Source organism: Enterobacter sp. MGH 38 (assembly GCF_000492855.1).
In the GTDB taxonomy this organism is placed as follows: Bacteria; Pseudomonadota; Gammaproteobacteria; order Enterobacterales; family Enterobacteriaceae; genus Enterobacter; species Enterobacter hormaechei_C.
Genome location: NZ_KI535607.1, coordinates 561,816 through 577,056, shown reverse-complemented (window position 1 = coordinate 577,056; position 15,241 = coordinate 561,816). Strand labels below are relative to the sequence as shown.

Genomic DNA, 15,241 nt, shown 5'->3' with positions numbered 1-15,241 from the left:
CATTGAGGAAACAGATTATGACGCTGAAAGTGGGTTTTATTGGCCTGGGTATCATGGGCAAACCAATGAGCAAAAACCTCATCAAAGCAGGTTACTCACTGGTGGTTTTAGATCGTAATTCAGACGCAGTGGCAGAGGTGATTGCGGCTGGCGCAGAAACGGCGACAACCGCAAAAGCAATTGCTGAGCAGTGCGACGTGATTATCACCATGCTGCCAAACTCACCGCACGTGAAAGAGGTGGCGCTGGGTGAGAACGGCATTATCGATGGCGCGAAGCCGGGTCTGGTGGTGATCGACATGAGTTCTATCGCACCGCTGGCAAGCCGCGAAATCAGCGAGGCGCTGAAAGCGAAGGGCGTGGAGATGCTGGATGCGCCGGTCAGCGGCGGCGAACCGAAAGCCATCGACGGCACCCTGTCGGTGATGGTGGGGGGCGATAAAGCCGTGTTTGACAAATATTACGACCTGATGAAAGCCATGGCCGGCTCCGTGGTGCACACCGGTGAAATTGGCGCAGGCAACGTCACCAAGCTGGCAAACCAGGTGATTGTGGCGTTGAACATCGCGGCTATGTCGGAGGCGCTAACGCTGGCCACCAAAGCGGGCGTTAATCCGGAGCTGGTCTATCAGGCCATTCGCGGTGGTCTGGCGGGCAGCACCGTGCTGGATGCCAAGGCGCCGATGGTGATGGATCGTAACTTCAGGCCGGGCTTCCGCATCGATCTGCACATTAAGGATCTGGCGAATGCGCTGGATACCTCCCACGGCGTGGGGGCGCAGCTGCCGCTGACTGCCGCCGTCATGGAGATGATGCAGGCGCTGCGTGCGGATGGTCTGGGCACCGCCGATCACAGCGCGTTAGCGTGCTATTACGAAAAGCTGGCGAAGGTTGAAATTGCTCGCTAATGACGTCCCGCCCGGTGGCGTTACGCTTACCGGGCCTACGGCTCAGGCATACAACTATGAAAATCGTAATCGCGCCAGACTCTTATAAAGAAAGCCTGTCTGCCACTGAGGTGGCGCAGGCGATAGAAAAAGGATTTCGGGAAATTTTCCCCGACGCTCATTACGTGTCTGTTCCCGTTGCTGACGGCGGAGAAGGTACGGTTGAAGCGATGATCGCCGCTACGCAGGGCACCTGGCAGCAGGCTGTCGTCACCGGCCCGTTAGGGGAAAAGGTGAAGGCCAGCTGGGGGATCTCGGGCGACGGTACCACCGCGTTTATCGAGATGGCCGCCGCCAGCGGCCTGGTGCTTGTTCCTCCCGCGCAGCGTAACCCGCTGGTCACGACGTCGCGCGGGACGGGGGAGCTGATCCTCCGCGCGCTGGATAAAGGCGCGCGCAACATCATTATCGGTATCGGCGGGAGCGCAACCAACGATGGGGGCGCAGGCATGATGCAGGCGCTGGGCGCGAAGTTTACGGATGCGAACGGGACGGAGATCGGCTACGGCGGCGGCAGCCTGATGGCGCTTAACCGGATTGATATTTCGGATCTCGATCCGCGTCTTCAGGGGTGCGCAATCCGTGTCGCCTGTGACGTGACGAATCCGCTGGTCGGTGAAAGCGGCGCGTCGCGTATCTTTGGACCGCAAAAAGGCGCCACGGAGGAGATGATCCTCGAACTCGACGCCAGTCTTAGCCACTATGCCGAAGTGATCAAAAAAACGCTGCGCATTGACGTCAACCGGGTTCCAGGGGCAGGAGCGGCGGGCGGCATGGGCGCGGCGCTGATGGCCTTCCTGGGCGCAGAGCTGAAAAGCGGCATTGAGATTGTCACTCAGGCGCTCAATCTTGAAGAACATATTCACGACTGCACGTGGGTGCTGACGGGGGAAGGGCGCATCGACAGCCAGAGCATAAATGGCAAAGTGCCCGTCGGCGTGGCGAGCGTCGCCAAAAAATACCATAAGCCAGTGATAGGGATTGCCGGAAGTCTGACGCAGGATGTGGGTGTGGTGCATCAGTACGGCATCGATGCGGTGTTCAGCGTACTGACCCGCATCGGCTCACTGGAAGAGGCGTTCCAGGGCGCGTATGACAACATTTACCGCGCCTCGCGGAATATCGCGGCCACATTGCAGGTAGGCATGCGTAGCCAGGGGTGACAGCGACGCGCAAACCCTCTATACTGCGCGCCGAAGCTGACCAGACAGTCGCCGCTTCGTCGTCGTCCCTTTCGGGGGAGACGGGCGGAGGGGAGGAAAGTCCGGGCTCCACAGGGCAGGGTGCCAGGTAACGCCTGGGGGGGAAACCCACGACCAGTGCAACAGAGAGCAAACCGCCGATGGCCCGCGCAAGCGGGATCAGGTAAGGGTGAAAGGGTGCGGTAAGAGCGCACCGCGCGGCTGGTAACAGTCCGTGGCACGGTAAACTCCACCCGGAGCAAGGCCAAATAGGGGTTCACATGGTACGGCCCGTACTGAACCCGGGTAGGCTGCTTGAGCCAGTGAGCGATTGCTGGCCTAGATGAATGACTGTCCACGACAGAACCCGGCTTATCGGTCAGCTTCAACTTCTTACCAAACCCCGCTTCGGCGGGGTTTTTGCTTTCTGAAGGTTGCAGGTCGGGTAAGCGAAGCGCCAAACGACATCAATTCTCAATTTTGCGACGCTAAGCACGTTTCACTATTTGTTCGGCTGCGTGTTCCTCTCATCTGCTGCGCATGATCGTAATCACAAAATTTAACGCTATAAAATTAGAAAAATTTAGTGTTTAGCAGATGTTGTAAATGTTTAGTCAGTGATGCCGAATGTTATTCATTTGATAATTTAATATTGAATCTAAAAACATTCTTCTGGTGAATGTGTGATATATCCCACTCTTTAACCGGAAAGTGAATAAATACTCCTTGTAAAGTTGATAAACCACAAAAATGTTTTAAAGGAATAATGGTGTTTTATTAACCTTTAATTGCCTGAAAGATAGCCTTTATTAATATTTTTAAGGCAAAAAAATTCACGCTGGTTATTGCCATAAAATAAATTTATTACCGCGTTTTTTATTGATCGATGTCAGCGTAAATGCGTATTTTTATTGTGATAAATCTTTGATTTATAAAGATATAAATAGTTTTCTGGTGCGACTGAAAACAGAGCTTCCTGGCAAATTGTGAGTAACAGCACATACCCCCTAAAACAATATTGGGTAGAATCCGCTGCGTCATAGGGAAATAAGCGCAGAATATTATGAATACTATTATTCTACCGAAAACTCAGCACCTCGTGGTATTTCAGGAAGTCATCAAAAGTGGCTCCATAGGTTCTGCTGCAAGACAACTGGGGCTGACGCAACCTGCCGTCAGCAAAATCATCAGCGACATCGAATCTTACTTTGGGGTGGAAGTGATGGTGCGTAAAAACACCGGCGTAAAACTCACTGCTGCCGGTCAGGTGCTGCTGTCCTACGCTGAGTCGATCACCCGCGAAATGAAAAACATGGTAAGCGAGATCAACAGCCTCAGTTTCAGTACCGTCATGGACGTCTCCTTCGGCTATCCGTCGCTGATTGGCTTCACCTTCCTGTCCGGGATGATCAAAAAATTCAAGGAAGTGTTCCCGAAGGCACGCGTCTCAATGTATGAAGCGCAGCTCTCTTCATTCCTGCCCGCCATTCGCGATGGCCGGCTGGATTTCGCCATCGGTACGCTGAGCGACGGGATGCAGCTTCAGGATCTTCACGTTGAGCCACTGTTTGAATCCGAGTTTGTGCTGGTGGCGAGTAAATCACGAACGTGCACCGGCCCGACCAGACTGGCATCGCTTACGCACGAGCAGTGGGTGATGCCGCAAACCGATATGGGCTACTACAACGAACTTCTGACCACCCTGCAAGACAACCACATCAGCATTGAAAACATCGTCCAGACCGATTCCGTCGTCACCATCTATAACCTTGTCCTCAATGCCGATTACCTGACGGTGATCCCCCGTGACATGATTGCGCCATTCGGCTCGGACCAGTTCATTGTCCTGCCGGTGGAAGATGAATTACCCGTGGCGCGTTATGCCGCCGTGTGGTCAAAAAATTACAGTATTAAAAAATCGGCGTCAGTATTAGTTGAACTGGCAAAACAATATTCGTCGATGAATACCGAAAAACGACGATAGAAATAATGATGATTTAAAACACCCGGAGCGACGCTTTTTAACGCTCTGTTACCCTGACTTTGCCTGAAAACAATGAATTATTATAACGAGGATATTATGCACATTACTTACGATCTCCCGGTGACCATTGAAGATATTCAGGACGCCAGAAAAAGACTGGCGGGAAAGATCTATAAAACCGGTATGCCGCGCTCAAATTATCTGAGCGAACGGTGTAAGGGTGAGATATTCCTGAAATTTGAAAATATGCAGCGTACCGGTTCGTTTAAAATACGTGGGGCGTTTAATAAATTAAGCTCGCTGACCGATGCGGAAAAACGCAAGGGCGTGGTGGCCTGTTCCGCAGGGAACCACGCGCAGGGGGTCTCTCTCTCTTGCGCCATGCTCGGCATCGACGGCAAAGTAGTGATGCCGATGGGCGCGCCGAAATCCAAGGTTGCCGCCACGCGCGACTACTCTGCCGAAGTGGTGCTACACGGCGAGAACTTTAACGACACCATCGCCAAAGTGAGCGAAATCGTCGAGATGGAAGGGCGCATTTTTATCCCGCCTTACGACGATCCGAAAGTGATCGCCGGTCAGGGCACCATCGGCCTGGAGATCCTCGAAGATTTATATGACGTGGATAACGTGATTGTCCCCATCGGCGGCGGCGGTTTAATTGCCGGTATTGCGACAGCAATTAAATCCATCAACCCAACTATCAATATTATCGGCGTGCAGTCTGAAAACGTGCACGGAATGGCGGCATCGTATCAGGCCGGTGAAATAACGAACCACCGCATTACCGGCACATTAGCAGACGGTTGCGACGTGTCTCGCCCGGGTAATTTAACCTTCGAAATCGTTCGTGAATTAGTCGATGACATTGTGCTGGTCAGCGAAGACGAGATTCGCAACAGCATGATCGCGCTTATCCAGCGAAATAAAGTGGTCACGGAAGGTGCTGGCGCACTGGCGTGCGCGGCGTTATTAAGCGGCAAGCTGGACCACTATATCCAGGGCCGTAAAACCGTCTGCATTATTTCCGGCGGCAATATTGATCTCTCCCGTGTTTCCCAAATTACCGGCTTCGTTGACGCATAAAGGATGACTTATGAGCAACACAGAAAGCATTATCGTTGGCCAGACAAAAACGTCCTCCTGGCGTAAATCTGATACCACCTGGACGCTCGGCCTGTTTGGTACCGCCATTGGCGCAGGCGTGCTGTTCTTCCCTATCCGTGCAGGCTTTGGCGGCTTGATCCCCATCCTGCTGATGCTGGTACTCGCGTTCCCGATTGCCTTTTACTGCCACCGCGCGCTGGCGCGTCTGTGTTTGTCCGGCAGTAACGTCTCCGGCAACATCACCGAAACGGTGGAGGAGCATTTTGGTAAGACCGGCGGGGTGGTGATCACCTTCCTCTACTTCTTTGCCATTTGCCCGCTGCTGTGGATTTACGGCGTCACCATTACCAACACCTTTATGACCTTCTGGGAAAATCAGCTCCAGATGCCTGCCCTGAACCGCGGCGTGGTGGCGCTGTTCCTGCTGCTGCTGATGGCCTTTGTTATCTGGTTCGGTAAAGACCTGATGGTGAAAGTGATGAGCTACCTTGTGTTCCCGTTCATCGCCAGCCTGGTGTTGATTTCTCTCTCGCTGATCCCGTACTGGAACTCGGCGGTGATCGACCAGGTTAACCTGAGCGATATCGCCTTCACCGGTCATGACGGCATTCTGGTCACGGTGTGGCTGGGGATCTCCATCATGGTCTTCTCCTTCAACTTCTCGCCTATCGTCTCCTCGTTTGTGGTCTCCAAACGCGAAGAGTACGAACCAGAGTTCGGGAAAGAGTTTACCGAGCAGAAATGTTCCAAAATCATTGGTCGCGCCAGCCTGCTGATGGTGGCGGTGGTGATGTTCTTCGCCTTTAGCTGCCTGTTTACGCTCTCTCCGCAGAACATGGCGGACGCCAAAGCGCAGAACATTCCGGTGCTCTCTTACCTGGCGAACCACTTTGCGTCGATGTCAGGCAGTAAATCCACGTTCGCCACCGTGCTGGAGTACGGCGCGTCCATCATCGCGCTGGTCGCTATCTTTAAATCCTTCTTCGGCCACTATCTGGGCACGCTGGAGGGGCTGAACGGCCTGATCATCAAGTTCGGCTACAAGGGCGACAAGAAGAACGTCTCCGTCGGCAAGCTGAACACCATCAGCATGGTCTTCATCATGGGCTCCACCTGGATTGTGGCCTACGCCAACCCGAACATTCTGGACCTCATTGAAGCCATGGGCGCGCCAATTATCGCCTCTCTGCTGTGCCTGCTGCCGATGTACGCCATCCGCAAGGCACCGGCGCTGGCGAAATACAAAGGCCGGACCGAGAACATCTTCGTAACCGTGGTCGGACTGCTGACCATTCTGAACATCGTGTACAAACTGTTTTAAACCAAAGCTCAGGAAGAGCGGAGCCATACCATGATTGAGTTTCCGGTAGTACTGGTCATTAACTGCGGATCGTCCTCTGTTAAGTTCTCGGTGCTGGACGCCGCAAGCTGCGATGCCCTGATGACGGGCATTGCGGACGGCATCAACACAGAAAAAGCCTTTATTTCCGTGAATGGGGGTGAGCCGGTCAGACTGGCTCACCAGGACTACGAAGGGGCGCTGGCCGCCATCGCCCTGGAGCTGGAGAAACGCAACCTGATGGGCAGCGTGGCTTTGATTGGCCATCGCATTGCCCACGGCGGTGACCTCTTCAGCGAGTCGACCCTGATCACGGAAGAGGTGATGGCGCAGATCCGCCAGGTCTCCCCGCTGGCGCCGCTGCATAACTACGCCAACCTGAGCGGCGTGGAAGCCGCCGAGCGCCTGTTCCCCGGCGTGCAGCAGGTGGCGGTATTTGATACCAGCTTCCACCAGACCATGCCGCCGCAGGCGTATCTGTACGGCTTGCCGTACCGCTATTTTGAAGAGCTGGGCGTGCGCCGCTACGGTTTCCATGGCACCTCTCACCGCTATGTGTCGGCGCAGGCGCACGCGCTTTTCGGGCTCTCTCCCGATGACAGCGGCCTGGTGATCGCCCATCTCGGCAACGGGGCGTCCATCTGCGCGGTGCGTAACGGCGTAAGCGTGGACACGTCCATGGGGATGACGCCGCTTGAAGGACTGGTGATGGGCACGCGCTGCGGAGACGTGGATTTTGGCGCGATGGCGTGGATTGCCCGGCAGACCGGCCAGTCGTTCGAGGATCTGGAGCGCGTGGTCAACAAAGAGTCCGGGCTGCTGGGGATCTCCGGTATCTCCTCCGATTTGCGCGCGCTGGAGAAAGCCTGGCATGACGGCAACGAGCGGGCGCGGCTGGCAATAAAAACCTTTGTCCACCGGATTGCGCGGCATATCGCCGGTCATGCCGCGTCCCTGCACCGTCTGGATGGCGTGGTGTTTACCGGCGGGATCGGTGAGAACTCCGTGCTTATCCGCGCGCTGGTGGCGGAGCATCTGAAGGTGTTTGGCATCATCCTCGACGAGTCCAAAAATGCCCTGCCGGGCAGCGCGGGCGAGTGCGTGATCTCCACCGAGTCGTCCCGCGCGGCCTGCGCGGTGATCCCTACCAATGAAGAAAAAATGATCGCGCTGGACGCCCTCCGTCTTGGGAAGGTTACTCCGGCTGCGGCTTACGCCTGATAAAGCGAGAATCTGATGAAAGTAACAATCGATACGGGCGTCGTGCCCTACAGCGACGCATGGGCCGGGTTTCGCGGTGAAGAATGGAAAAACGCCGTCAACGTCCGCGATTTTATTCAGCATAACTACACCCCTTATGAGGGCGATGAAGCTTTCCTCGCGCAGGCGACGCCAGCAACGACGGCGCTGTGGCAGAAGGTGATGGTCGGCATTCGTCAGGAGAATGCCACCCACGCTCCGGTGGATTTCGACACCAACATCGCCACTACCATTACCGCGCACGGGCCGGGCTATATTGATCAGGAGCTGGAGACGATCGTCGGCCTGCAAACCGACAAGCCGCTCAAGCGCGCCCTGCATCCGTACGGCGGGATCAACATGATCCGCAGCTCGTTCGAAGCCTACGGTCGCGAGATGGATCCGCAGTTTGAATATCTCTTTACCGACCTGCGCAAAACCCACAACCAGGGCGTGTTTGACGTTTACTCCCCGGAGATGATGCGCTGCCGCAAATCGGGGGTGCTGACCGGTCTGCCGGACGGCTACGGGCGCGGACGCATCATCGGCGACTACCGCCGCGTGGCGCTGTACGGCATCAGCTATCTGGTGCGCGAGCGTGAACTTCAGTTCGCCGATCTCCAGGGGAAACTGGAGCGCGGCGAAGATCTGGAGGCGACGATCCGCCTGCGCGAAGAGCTGGCGGAGCACAAGCGCGCGCTGCTGCAGATCCAGCAGATGGCGGCGAACTATGGGTTTGATATATCACGTCCGGCGATGAACGCCCAGGAAGCGGTGCAGTGGCTCTATTTTGCCTACCTGGCGGCGGTGAAATCCCAGAACGGCGGAGCCATGTCGCTGGGGCGCACGGCCTCGTTCCTCGATATCTACATCGAACGCGACATGCAGGCTGGGCGGCTGAATGAGGTGCAGGCCCAGGAGCTGATCGACCACTTCATCATGAAGATCCGCATGGTGCGCTTCCTGCGCACGCCGGAGTTCGACACGCTCTTCTCCGGCGATCCGATCTGGGCCACGGAAGTGATTGGCGGCATGGGGCTGGACGGGCGCACGCTGGTGACTAAAAACAGCTTCCGCTACCTGCATACCCTGCACACCATGGGGCCTGCGCCGGAGCCAAACCTGACGATCCTCTGGTCCGAAAAACTGCCGATCGCGTTCAAGAAATACGCCGCACAGGTGTCGATCGTCACCTCCTCGCTGCAATACGAGAACGACGATCTGATGCGCACCGACTTCAACAGCGACGACTACGCCATTGCCTGCTGCGTCAGCCCGATGGTGATCGGCAAGCAGATGCAGTTCTTCGGCGCACGCGCCAACCTTGCGAAAACGCTGCTGTACGCAATCAACGGCGGGGTGGATGAGAAGCTGAAGATCCAGGTCGGTCCGAAAACCGAGCCGCTGCTGGATGAGGTACTGGATTACGACACCGTAATGGCGAGCCTCGATCACTTCATGGACTGGCTGGCGGTACAGTACATCAGCGCGCTGAATCTCATTCACTATATGCATGATAAATACAGCTACGAAGCCTCGCTGATGGCGCTGCACGACCGGGACGTCTACCGCACCATGGCCTGCGGCATTGCCGGGCTGTCGGTGGCGGCGGATTCCCTGTCGGCCATCAAATACGCCACGGTAAAACCGGTACGCGACCACACTGGTCTGGCGGTCGATTTCATCATCGAAGGCGACTATCCGCAGTACGGCAACAACGACGATCGCGTGGACAGTATCGCCTGCGATCTGGTTGAGCGCTTTATGAAGAAAATCCAGGCGCTGCCGACGTACCGCAACGCGGTACCGACGCAGTCGATCCTGACCATCACCTCCAATGTGGTTTACGGCCAGAAGACCGGCAACACGCCGGACGGACGTCGCGGCGGCACGCCGTTTGCGCCTGGCGCCAACCCGATGCACGGGCGCGACAGAAAAGGGGCGGTGGCGTCGTTAACCTCGGTCGCCAAGCTGCCGTTCACCTATGCCAAAGACGGGATTTCCTACACCTTCTCCATCGTGCCGCAGGCACTGGGCAAGGACGAGCCGGTGCGCAAAACCAACCTTGTCGGGCTGCTGGACGGATACTTCCACCACGAAGCGACCATTGAGGGCGGTCAGCACCTGAACGTCAACGTGATGAACAGGGAGATGCTGCTGGATGCCATCGCCCATCCGGAGAACTATCCGAACCTGACGATCCGCGTTTCAGGCTATGCGGTGCGGTTTAATGCTCTGACGCGCGAGCAGCAGCAGGATGTGATTTCGAGGACGTTTACGCAGGCGATGTAATGCATGCTCCATCTTCAGCCTCCTCTAATGAGGAGGCTTTTAATTTTGTGAACTCGGTCGATTTTAGAAAACTTACTCTCTTTTCTGCTGTTCAGAAGTAATATTTTCCTCGCGCCTTATGAAATCCCTATAAAACTTGTGACTTTTTTCTCCCGCTCTCCGGATATGATCTCCCCATATCAATAACTCACACCTGCACCTTCTGACTCGCAATCGCTGGCGATCGGAATCTTATAAAAACAACCAGTTACCCTACAAAATAAGCGAGTGCCCAATGAATATGGCAACAAACAGCAGTGTGATTGTGAGTGATTCCCCTGCGGCAAGGCGGGCGGGAATGAGCGAAAGCGAATGGCGAGAGGCGATCAAATTTGACAGCACCGATACGGGCTGGGTCATCATGAGTATCGGGATGGCTATCGGCGCGGGCATCGTTTTTCTTCCGGTGCAGGTCGGGTTAATGGGGCTGTGGGTGTTTTTACTCTCGTCGATAATTGGTTATCCGGCTATGTACCTGTTCCAGCGCCTGTTTATTAATACGCTGGCGGAATCACCGGAATGCAAAGATTACCCGAGCGTCATTAGCGGTTATTTAGGTAAAAACTGGGGCATCTTATTGGGTGCGCTTTATTTCGTGATGCTGGTGATCTGGATGTTTGTCTATTCCACGGCTATCACCAACGACAGCGCCTCCTATTTGCACACCTTCGGCGTAACCGACGGTTTGCTGTCGGAAAATCCGTTCTACGGCTTATTCCTGATCTGCATTCTGGTCGCCATCTCGTCGCGCGGAGAAAAACTGCTGTTTAAAGTCTCCAGCCTGATGGTGCTGACCAAATTATTTGTAGTGGCGGCGCTGGGTCTTTCGATGATTGGCCTCTGGCATTTAGCCAACGTCGGTATGCTGCCGCCGATGGGGCTGCTGATTAAAAACGCCATTATTACGCTGCCTTTCACCTTAACCTCCATTCTGTTTATTCAGACTTTAAGCCCGATGGTGATTTCCTATCGTTCACGGGAAAAATCCGTAGAGGTGGCGCGTCATAAAGCGCTGCGGGCAATGAATATCGCCTTTGGCGTGCTGTTTGTGACGGTCTTTTTCTACGCGGTCTCCTTCACGCTGGCGATGGGGCACGACGAGGCGGTAAAAGCCTACGAGCAGAATATTTCCGCCCTGGCAATCGCAGCACAGTTCATCAGCGGTGACGGTGCGGGCTGGGTCAAAATCGTCAGCGTGATCCTCAACATTTTCGCCGTGATGACCGCGTTCTTTGGCGTCTATCTCGGCTTTCGTGAGGCGACGCAGGGCATCGTGATGAACATCCTGCGCCGCAAAATGCCGGCGGAAAAAATCAATGAAAATGCCGTCCAGCGCGGAATTATGCTGTTCGCCATCCTGCTGGCCTGGAGCGCGATTGTATTAAACGCGCCGGTGCTGAGCTTCACCTCCATCTGTAGCCCTATTTTCGGGATGGTGGGCTGCTTAATTCCGGCGTGGCTGGTCTACAAAGTGCCCGCACTTCATAAATATAAAGGCGTATCGCTGGTAATTATCGTAATTACCGGGCTGCTGCTTTGTGTTTCTCCTTTCCTCGCCTTCTCATGAGGTTAAATAAGGTCGTAACGATGTCTGAGCAAATTAATCCTTTATGGAACCATTTTATTCGCGCCGTGCAGGAAGAGGTAAAGCCTGCGCTGGGCTGTACCGAACCCGTCTCGCTGGCGCTGGCGTGTGCGATGGCTGCCGGACAGCTTTCCGGTGAGGTAACGCGTATCGAGGCGTGGGTATCGCCGAACCTGATGAAAAACGGGCTTGGCGTAACGGTGCCCGGCACCGGTATGGTCGGTTTACCCATCGCGGCCGCGCTGGGGGCGACAGGCGGTAATGCACACGCCGGGCTGGAGGTGTTGAAAGACGCGTCGGCCGAGGCGCTAACGCGCGCCAAAGCATTGCTGAACGCGGGTCTGGTGCAGGTAAAATTGCAGGAGCCGTGCGATGAGATCCTTTATTCACGCGCCTGCGTTTACGCCGGTGAATCCTCGGCGATGGTGACCATCGCTGGCGGGCACACTCGCGTGGTGGAGGTAGTTTGTCAGGGCGAAACGTGCTTCAGGCTTGACGATCGTCAGAGCCAGAACAACGACGATCCGCTGGCGGTACTCTCGACCACCACGCTGTCACAGATCCTTGAGTTTGTGGAGCAGGTGCCGTTCGACGCGATCCGCTTTATCCTCGATGCGGGGCGGCTGAACGATGCGCTCTCCCGCGAAGGTTTGCGTGGCAACTGGGGGCTGCATATTGGCGCGACGCTCAATAAACAGCGCGCACGCGGCTGGATGGCGCAGGATCTGGGTTCAGACATTATTATCCGCACCAGCGCAGCCTCGGATGCCCGCATGGGAGGCGCGACGCTGCCAGCGATGAGCAACTCGGGTTCCGGTAATCAGGGCATCACCGCCACCATGCCGGTAGTGGTGGTGGCTGAGCACGTTCAGGCTGATGACGAACGGCTGGCGCGGGCGCTGATGCTCTCGCATTTGTCGGCTATCTATATCCATTACCAGCTTCCGCGCTTGTCCGCGTTGTGCGCGGCGACAACCGCCGGAATGGGGGCAGCGGCGGGGATGGCGTGGCTGATGGGCGGATCTTACCAGACCATTGCCATGGCGATCGGCAGTATGATCGGCGACGTGAGCGGGATGATCTGCGATGGGGCTTCTAACAGCTGTGCAATGAAGGTCTCGACCAGCGTCACCAGCGCCTGGAAAGCCGTGATGATGGCGCTGGATGATACTGCCGTGACGGGTAACGAGGGGATTGTGGCGCACGACGTGGAACAGTCGATCTCTAACCTGTGCGCCCTGGCGTGCCGCTCAATGCAGGCGACGGACCGGCAGATCATTGAGATTATGGCGAGTAAGGTGTTGTGATCTAATCCAACCCGTTACCCCTCACCCTAACCCTCTCCCATAGGGAGAGGGAACCGATCGAGCGAGGGGCGTGTTGATCTTAAACCGGCAAATCAATCAACAGCGCGCGCAGCGGCGTATCGGCAACCAGAGTGATATTAGCTTCGTCACGAATAAACGCCCCGTCACCGCAGGTGAGCGCTTCTTTCTCTTCCGTATGCGTGACCGCATGCACCGTTCCGTGAATGGACTGCAAATAGGCTCGCGGGCCATGAAGCTGGAAGCTCGCCTGTTCACCTTTTTTCAGTTCGATATGGTGCAGCCACACCTGCTGGCGTAACTGCAAGCTGCCTTTGCTGCCGTCCGGCGAGGCAATCAGCTGCTGTTGATCGCCCTTCAGATCGATCTTTTGCACCAGCGGATTTTCCCGCTCCGGACAGGCATCCAGCCACAGCTGCATGCGGGTCAACGTTTTGTCTTTGCTGAGGTTATGCTCACTGTAGCTAATACCTGGCTGAGTAGAAATTAACAGCGCCTCGCCAGCCTTCGCCTGGACATGATTGCCCTCGCTATCGCGGTATTCTGCCTCGCCTTCCAGGATCAGGTTCAGGATATCGACTTTCGGGTACGTGCGCGGCTGGAAGGACGCGCCCGGGGCGAGCACTTCCTGATTCAATACACGCAGTGAAGCGTAACCGAGGAGTTTAGGGTCAAAGTAGTGTCCAAAGGAAAAGGTGTAGCGGGCCTGCAACCAACCGAAATCGGCTTGTCCGCACTGTTTCGCTGTTCTTGTCGTAATCATAAACTTGACCTCTCTTTACACTAAATCAATGGTAAAGGTATGGACGCTGCATTGTTAGCCAGATATTCTGCCTGGTATGTTCAAATTTCCTGAATGAGAACGAGATGGCTAAAGAGAGAGCATTGACGCTTGAGGCGCTTCGCGTCATGGACGCGATTGACAGGCGCGGCAGTTTTGCCGCGGCGGCAGATGAACTGGGGCGCGTTCCGTCTGCGCTGAGCTACACCATGCAAAAGCTGGAAGAGGAGCTGGATGTTGTGCTCTTCGATCGCTCCGGTCATCGAACGAAATTCACCAACGTTGGGCGGATGCTGCTGGAGCGCGGCCGCGTATTGCTGGAAGCGGCGGATAAGCTGACGACCGATGCCGAAGCGCTGGCCCGCGGCTGGGAAACCCATCTGACGTTAGTGACCGAAGCGCTGGTGCCCACCGAAGCGCTGTTTCCGCTGGTGGACAGACTGGCCGCGAAAGCCAATACCCAGCTGTCGATCATCACCGAGGTGCTGGCCGGGGCGTGGGAGCGTCTTGAGACGGGCAGGGCGGATATCGTGATTGCGCCAGACATGCATTTCCGCTCATCGTCAGAAATCAATTCGCGCAAGCTCTACAGCGTGATGAACGTCTACGTCGCCGCGCCGGATCACCCTATCCATCAGGAGCCGGAGCCGCTCTCTGAGGTCACGCGCGTGAAATACCGCGGCGTGGCGGTCGCGGATACCGCCCGAGAGCGCCCGGTGTTAACGGTACAGTTGCTGGATAAACAGCCGCGACTGACGGTAACGTCGCTGGAAGATAAGCGACAGGCGCTCCTGGCGGGGCTGGGCGTGGCGACTATGCCTTACCCGTTTGTCGAAAAGGACATTGCAGAAGGGCGGCTGCGCGTCGTCAGCCCGGAATACACCAGCGAAGTGGATATTATTATGGCGTGGCGTCGCGATAGCATGGGCGAAGCCAAATCGTGGTGTTTGCGTGAAATTCCCAAGCTCTTTGCCCACCACAACAAATAAGCTTAGGCCCGGTAAGCGTAAGCGCCACCGGGCAGAATTTACGCGCTTGCCTTAGGATCCGGACCAAAGCGGTTTTCGCCCGGCGTTCCGCTCTGACAGTTGAAAATCAAAATCACGATCCAGCCGATAAGCGGGATCAACAGCAACAGCAGCCACCACGCCGAACGATCGGTGTCGTGGAGACGACGAAACAGTACGGCCCATGAAGGCAGCAGAACTAACACACCATAAATGGTGGTGAGAATGCCTTCACCCCCCTCGCGTTCCCAGCCGAGGATCTTGTCCACAATGCCCAGCACCATAATCAGGACGAAGTTCACCAGAACGAACATCCAGTACTCTTTACGGCGGGCACGGCCACCAAAACCAAAATAGTTGCGCAGTACCTTTAAATACCAGTCCATTTTTCCTTGCCTCTTAATCAGTCAATCAC

Annotated in this window: 12 protein-coding genes and 1 other RNA gene; 11 read left to right on the top strand and 2 right to left on the bottom strand. The window is 55.8% G+C overall.

Going from position 1 to position 15,241, the window contains the following annotated elements; translation table 11 throughout:
• The first annotated feature begins 17 nt into the window (after positions 1-17).
• The 10 genes from garR to L384_RS18205 all read left to right on the top strand — a co-directional run bounded on the left by garR (position 18) and on the right by L384_RS18205 (position 13,020).
• Positions 18-908: a 2-hydroxy-3-oxopropionate reductase gene (garR, locus tag L384_RS18165; protein WP_022651903.1), complete on the top strand. Its 891-nt coding sequence runs from the start codon at positions 18-20 to the stop codon at positions 906-908.
• Positions 909-964: 56 nt separating this feature from the next.
• The gene (gene garK / locus L384_RS18170; RefSeq protein WP_003862672.1) at positions 965-2,110 is read left to right on the top strand and encodes a glycerate 2-kinase; all 1,146 of its coding nucleotides are present in this window, start codon (positions 965-967) and stop codon (positions 2,108-2,110) included.
• A 32-nt stretch (positions 2,111-2,142) separates the two neighbouring features.
• An RNA gene (rnpB, locus tag L384_RS21545) (RNase P RNA component class A) lies at positions 2,143-2,519 on the top strand.
• Positions 2,520-3,191: 672 nt separating this feature from the next.
• Positions 3,192-4,112, top strand: a complete 921-nt coding sequence (tdcA, locus tag L384_RS18175) for a transcriptional regulator TdcA (RefSeq protein ID WP_003862670.1) — start codon at positions 3,192-3,194, stop codon at positions 4,110-4,112.
• A 96-nt stretch (positions 4,113-4,208) separates the two neighbouring features.
• Positions 4,209-5,198, top strand: coding sequence for a bifunctional threonine ammonia-lyase/L-serine ammonia-lyase TdcB (tdcB, locus tag L384_RS18180; RefSeq protein WP_022651901.1), 990 nt, complete (start codon positions 4,209-4,211; stop codon positions 5,196-5,198).
• Positions 5,199-5,208: 10 nt separating this feature from the next.
• On the top strand, positions 5,209-6,540 hold the full coding sequence (gene tdcC, locus L384_RS18185) for a threonine/serine transporter TdcC (RefSeq protein ID WP_003862666.1): 1,332 nt from the start codon (positions 5,209-5,211) through the stop codon (positions 6,538-6,540).
• Between the two features lie 30 nt (positions 6,541-6,570).
• On the top strand, positions 6,571-7,779 hold the full coding sequence (gene tdcD / locus L384_RS18190; RefSeq protein WP_023323774.1) for a propionate kinase: 1,209 nt from the start codon (positions 6,571-6,573) through the stop codon (positions 7,777-7,779).
• Between the two features lie 15 nt (positions 7,780-7,794).
• Positions 7,795-10,089, top strand: a complete 2,295-nt coding sequence (gene pflB, locus L384_RS18195; RefSeq protein ID WP_023323773.1) for a formate C-acetyltransferase — start codon at positions 7,795-7,797, stop codon at positions 10,087-10,089.
• Between the two features lie 274 nt (positions 10,090-10,363).
• On the top strand, positions 10,364-11,695 hold the full coding sequence (locus tag L384_RS18200) for an SLC5/6 family protein (RefSeq protein ID WP_022649483.1): 1,332 nt from the start codon (positions 10,364-10,366) through the stop codon (positions 11,693-11,695).
• A 20-nt stretch (positions 11,696-11,715) separates the two neighbouring features.
• Positions 11,716-13,020 (top strand): L-cysteine desulfidase family protein, encoded by a 1,305-nt coding sequence (locus L384_RS18205; RefSeq protein WP_022651889.1) that lies wholly within the window; start codon positions 11,716-11,718, stop codon positions 13,018-13,020.
• 79 nt (positions 13,021-13,099) lie between these two features.
• Here the strand turns inward: L384_RS18205 and L384_RS18210 are convergent, their stop codons facing one another.
• Positions 13,100-13,801, bottom strand: a complete 702-nt coding sequence (locus tag L384_RS18210; protein ID WP_003862658.1) for a pirin family protein — start codon at positions 13,799-13,801, stop codon at positions 13,100-13,102.
• A gap of 104 nt (positions 13,802-13,905) precedes the next feature.
• Here L384_RS18210 and yhaJ point away from each other — a divergent pair, with 104 nt between their 5' ends.
• Entirely contained in the window at positions 13,906-14,808 is a 903-nt protein-coding gene (yhaJ, locus tag L384_RS18215) for a DNA-binding transcriptional regulator YhaJ (protein WP_003862655.1), read from the top strand.
• 38 nt (positions 14,809-14,846) lie between these two features.
• Here yhaJ and L384_RS18220 read toward each other — a convergent pair whose 3' ends face one another.
• A complete protein-coding gene (locus L384_RS18220; RefSeq protein WP_000384149.1) occupies positions 14,847-15,212 on the bottom strand; it encodes a DUF805 domain-containing protein in 366 nt (121 codons plus the stop codon).
• Positions 15,213-15,241 lie beyond the last annotated feature (29 nt).

Excerpts from the sequence above, each read along its gene's own strand:
- L384_RS18205 (WP_022651889.1), top strand. The coding sequence starts at position 11,716 with ATGTCTGAGCAAATTAATCCTTTATGGAACCATTTTATTCGCGCCGTG.
- L384_RS18210 (WP_003862658.1), bottom strand. The coding sequence starts at position 13,801 with ATGATTACGACAAGAACAGCGAAACAGTGCGGACAAGCCGATTTCGGT.
- tdcA (WP_003862670.1), top strand. The coding sequence starts at position 3,192 with ATGAATACTATTATTCTACCGAAAACTCAGCACCTCGTGGTATTTCAG.
- garR (WP_022651903.1), top strand. The coding sequence starts at position 18 with ATGACGCTGAAAGTGGGTTTTATTGGCCTGGGTATCATGGGCAAACCA.
- L384_RS18220 (WP_000384149.1), bottom strand. The coding sequence starts at position 15,212 with ATGGACTGGTATTTAAAGGTACTGCGCAACTATTTTGGTTTTGGTGGC.
- garK (WP_003862672.1), top strand. The coding sequence starts at position 965 with ATGAAAATCGTAATCGCGCCAGACTCTTATAAAGAAAGCCTGTCTGCC.
- pflB (WP_023323773.1), top strand. The coding sequence starts at position 7,795 with ATGAAAGTAACAATCGATACGGGCGTCGTGCCCTACAGCGACGCATGG.
- tdcC (WP_003862666.1), top strand. The coding sequence starts at position 5,209 with ATGAGCAACACAGAAAGCATTATCGTTGGCCAGACAAAAACGTCCTCC.
- L384_RS18200 (WP_022649483.1), top strand. The coding sequence starts at position 10,364 with ATGAATATGGCAACAAACAGCAGTGTGATTGTGAGTGATTCCCCTGCG.
- yhaJ (WP_003862655.1), top strand. The coding sequence starts at position 13,906 with ATGGCTAAAGAGAGAGCATTGACGCTTGAGGCGCTTCGCGTCATGGAC.
- tdcB (WP_022651901.1), top strand. The coding sequence starts at position 4,209 with ATGCACATTACTTACGATCTCCCGGTGACCATTGAAGATATTCAGGAC.
- tdcD (WP_023323774.1), top strand. The coding sequence starts at position 6,571 with ATGATTGAGTTTCCGGTAGTACTGGTCATTAACTGCGGATCGTCCTCT.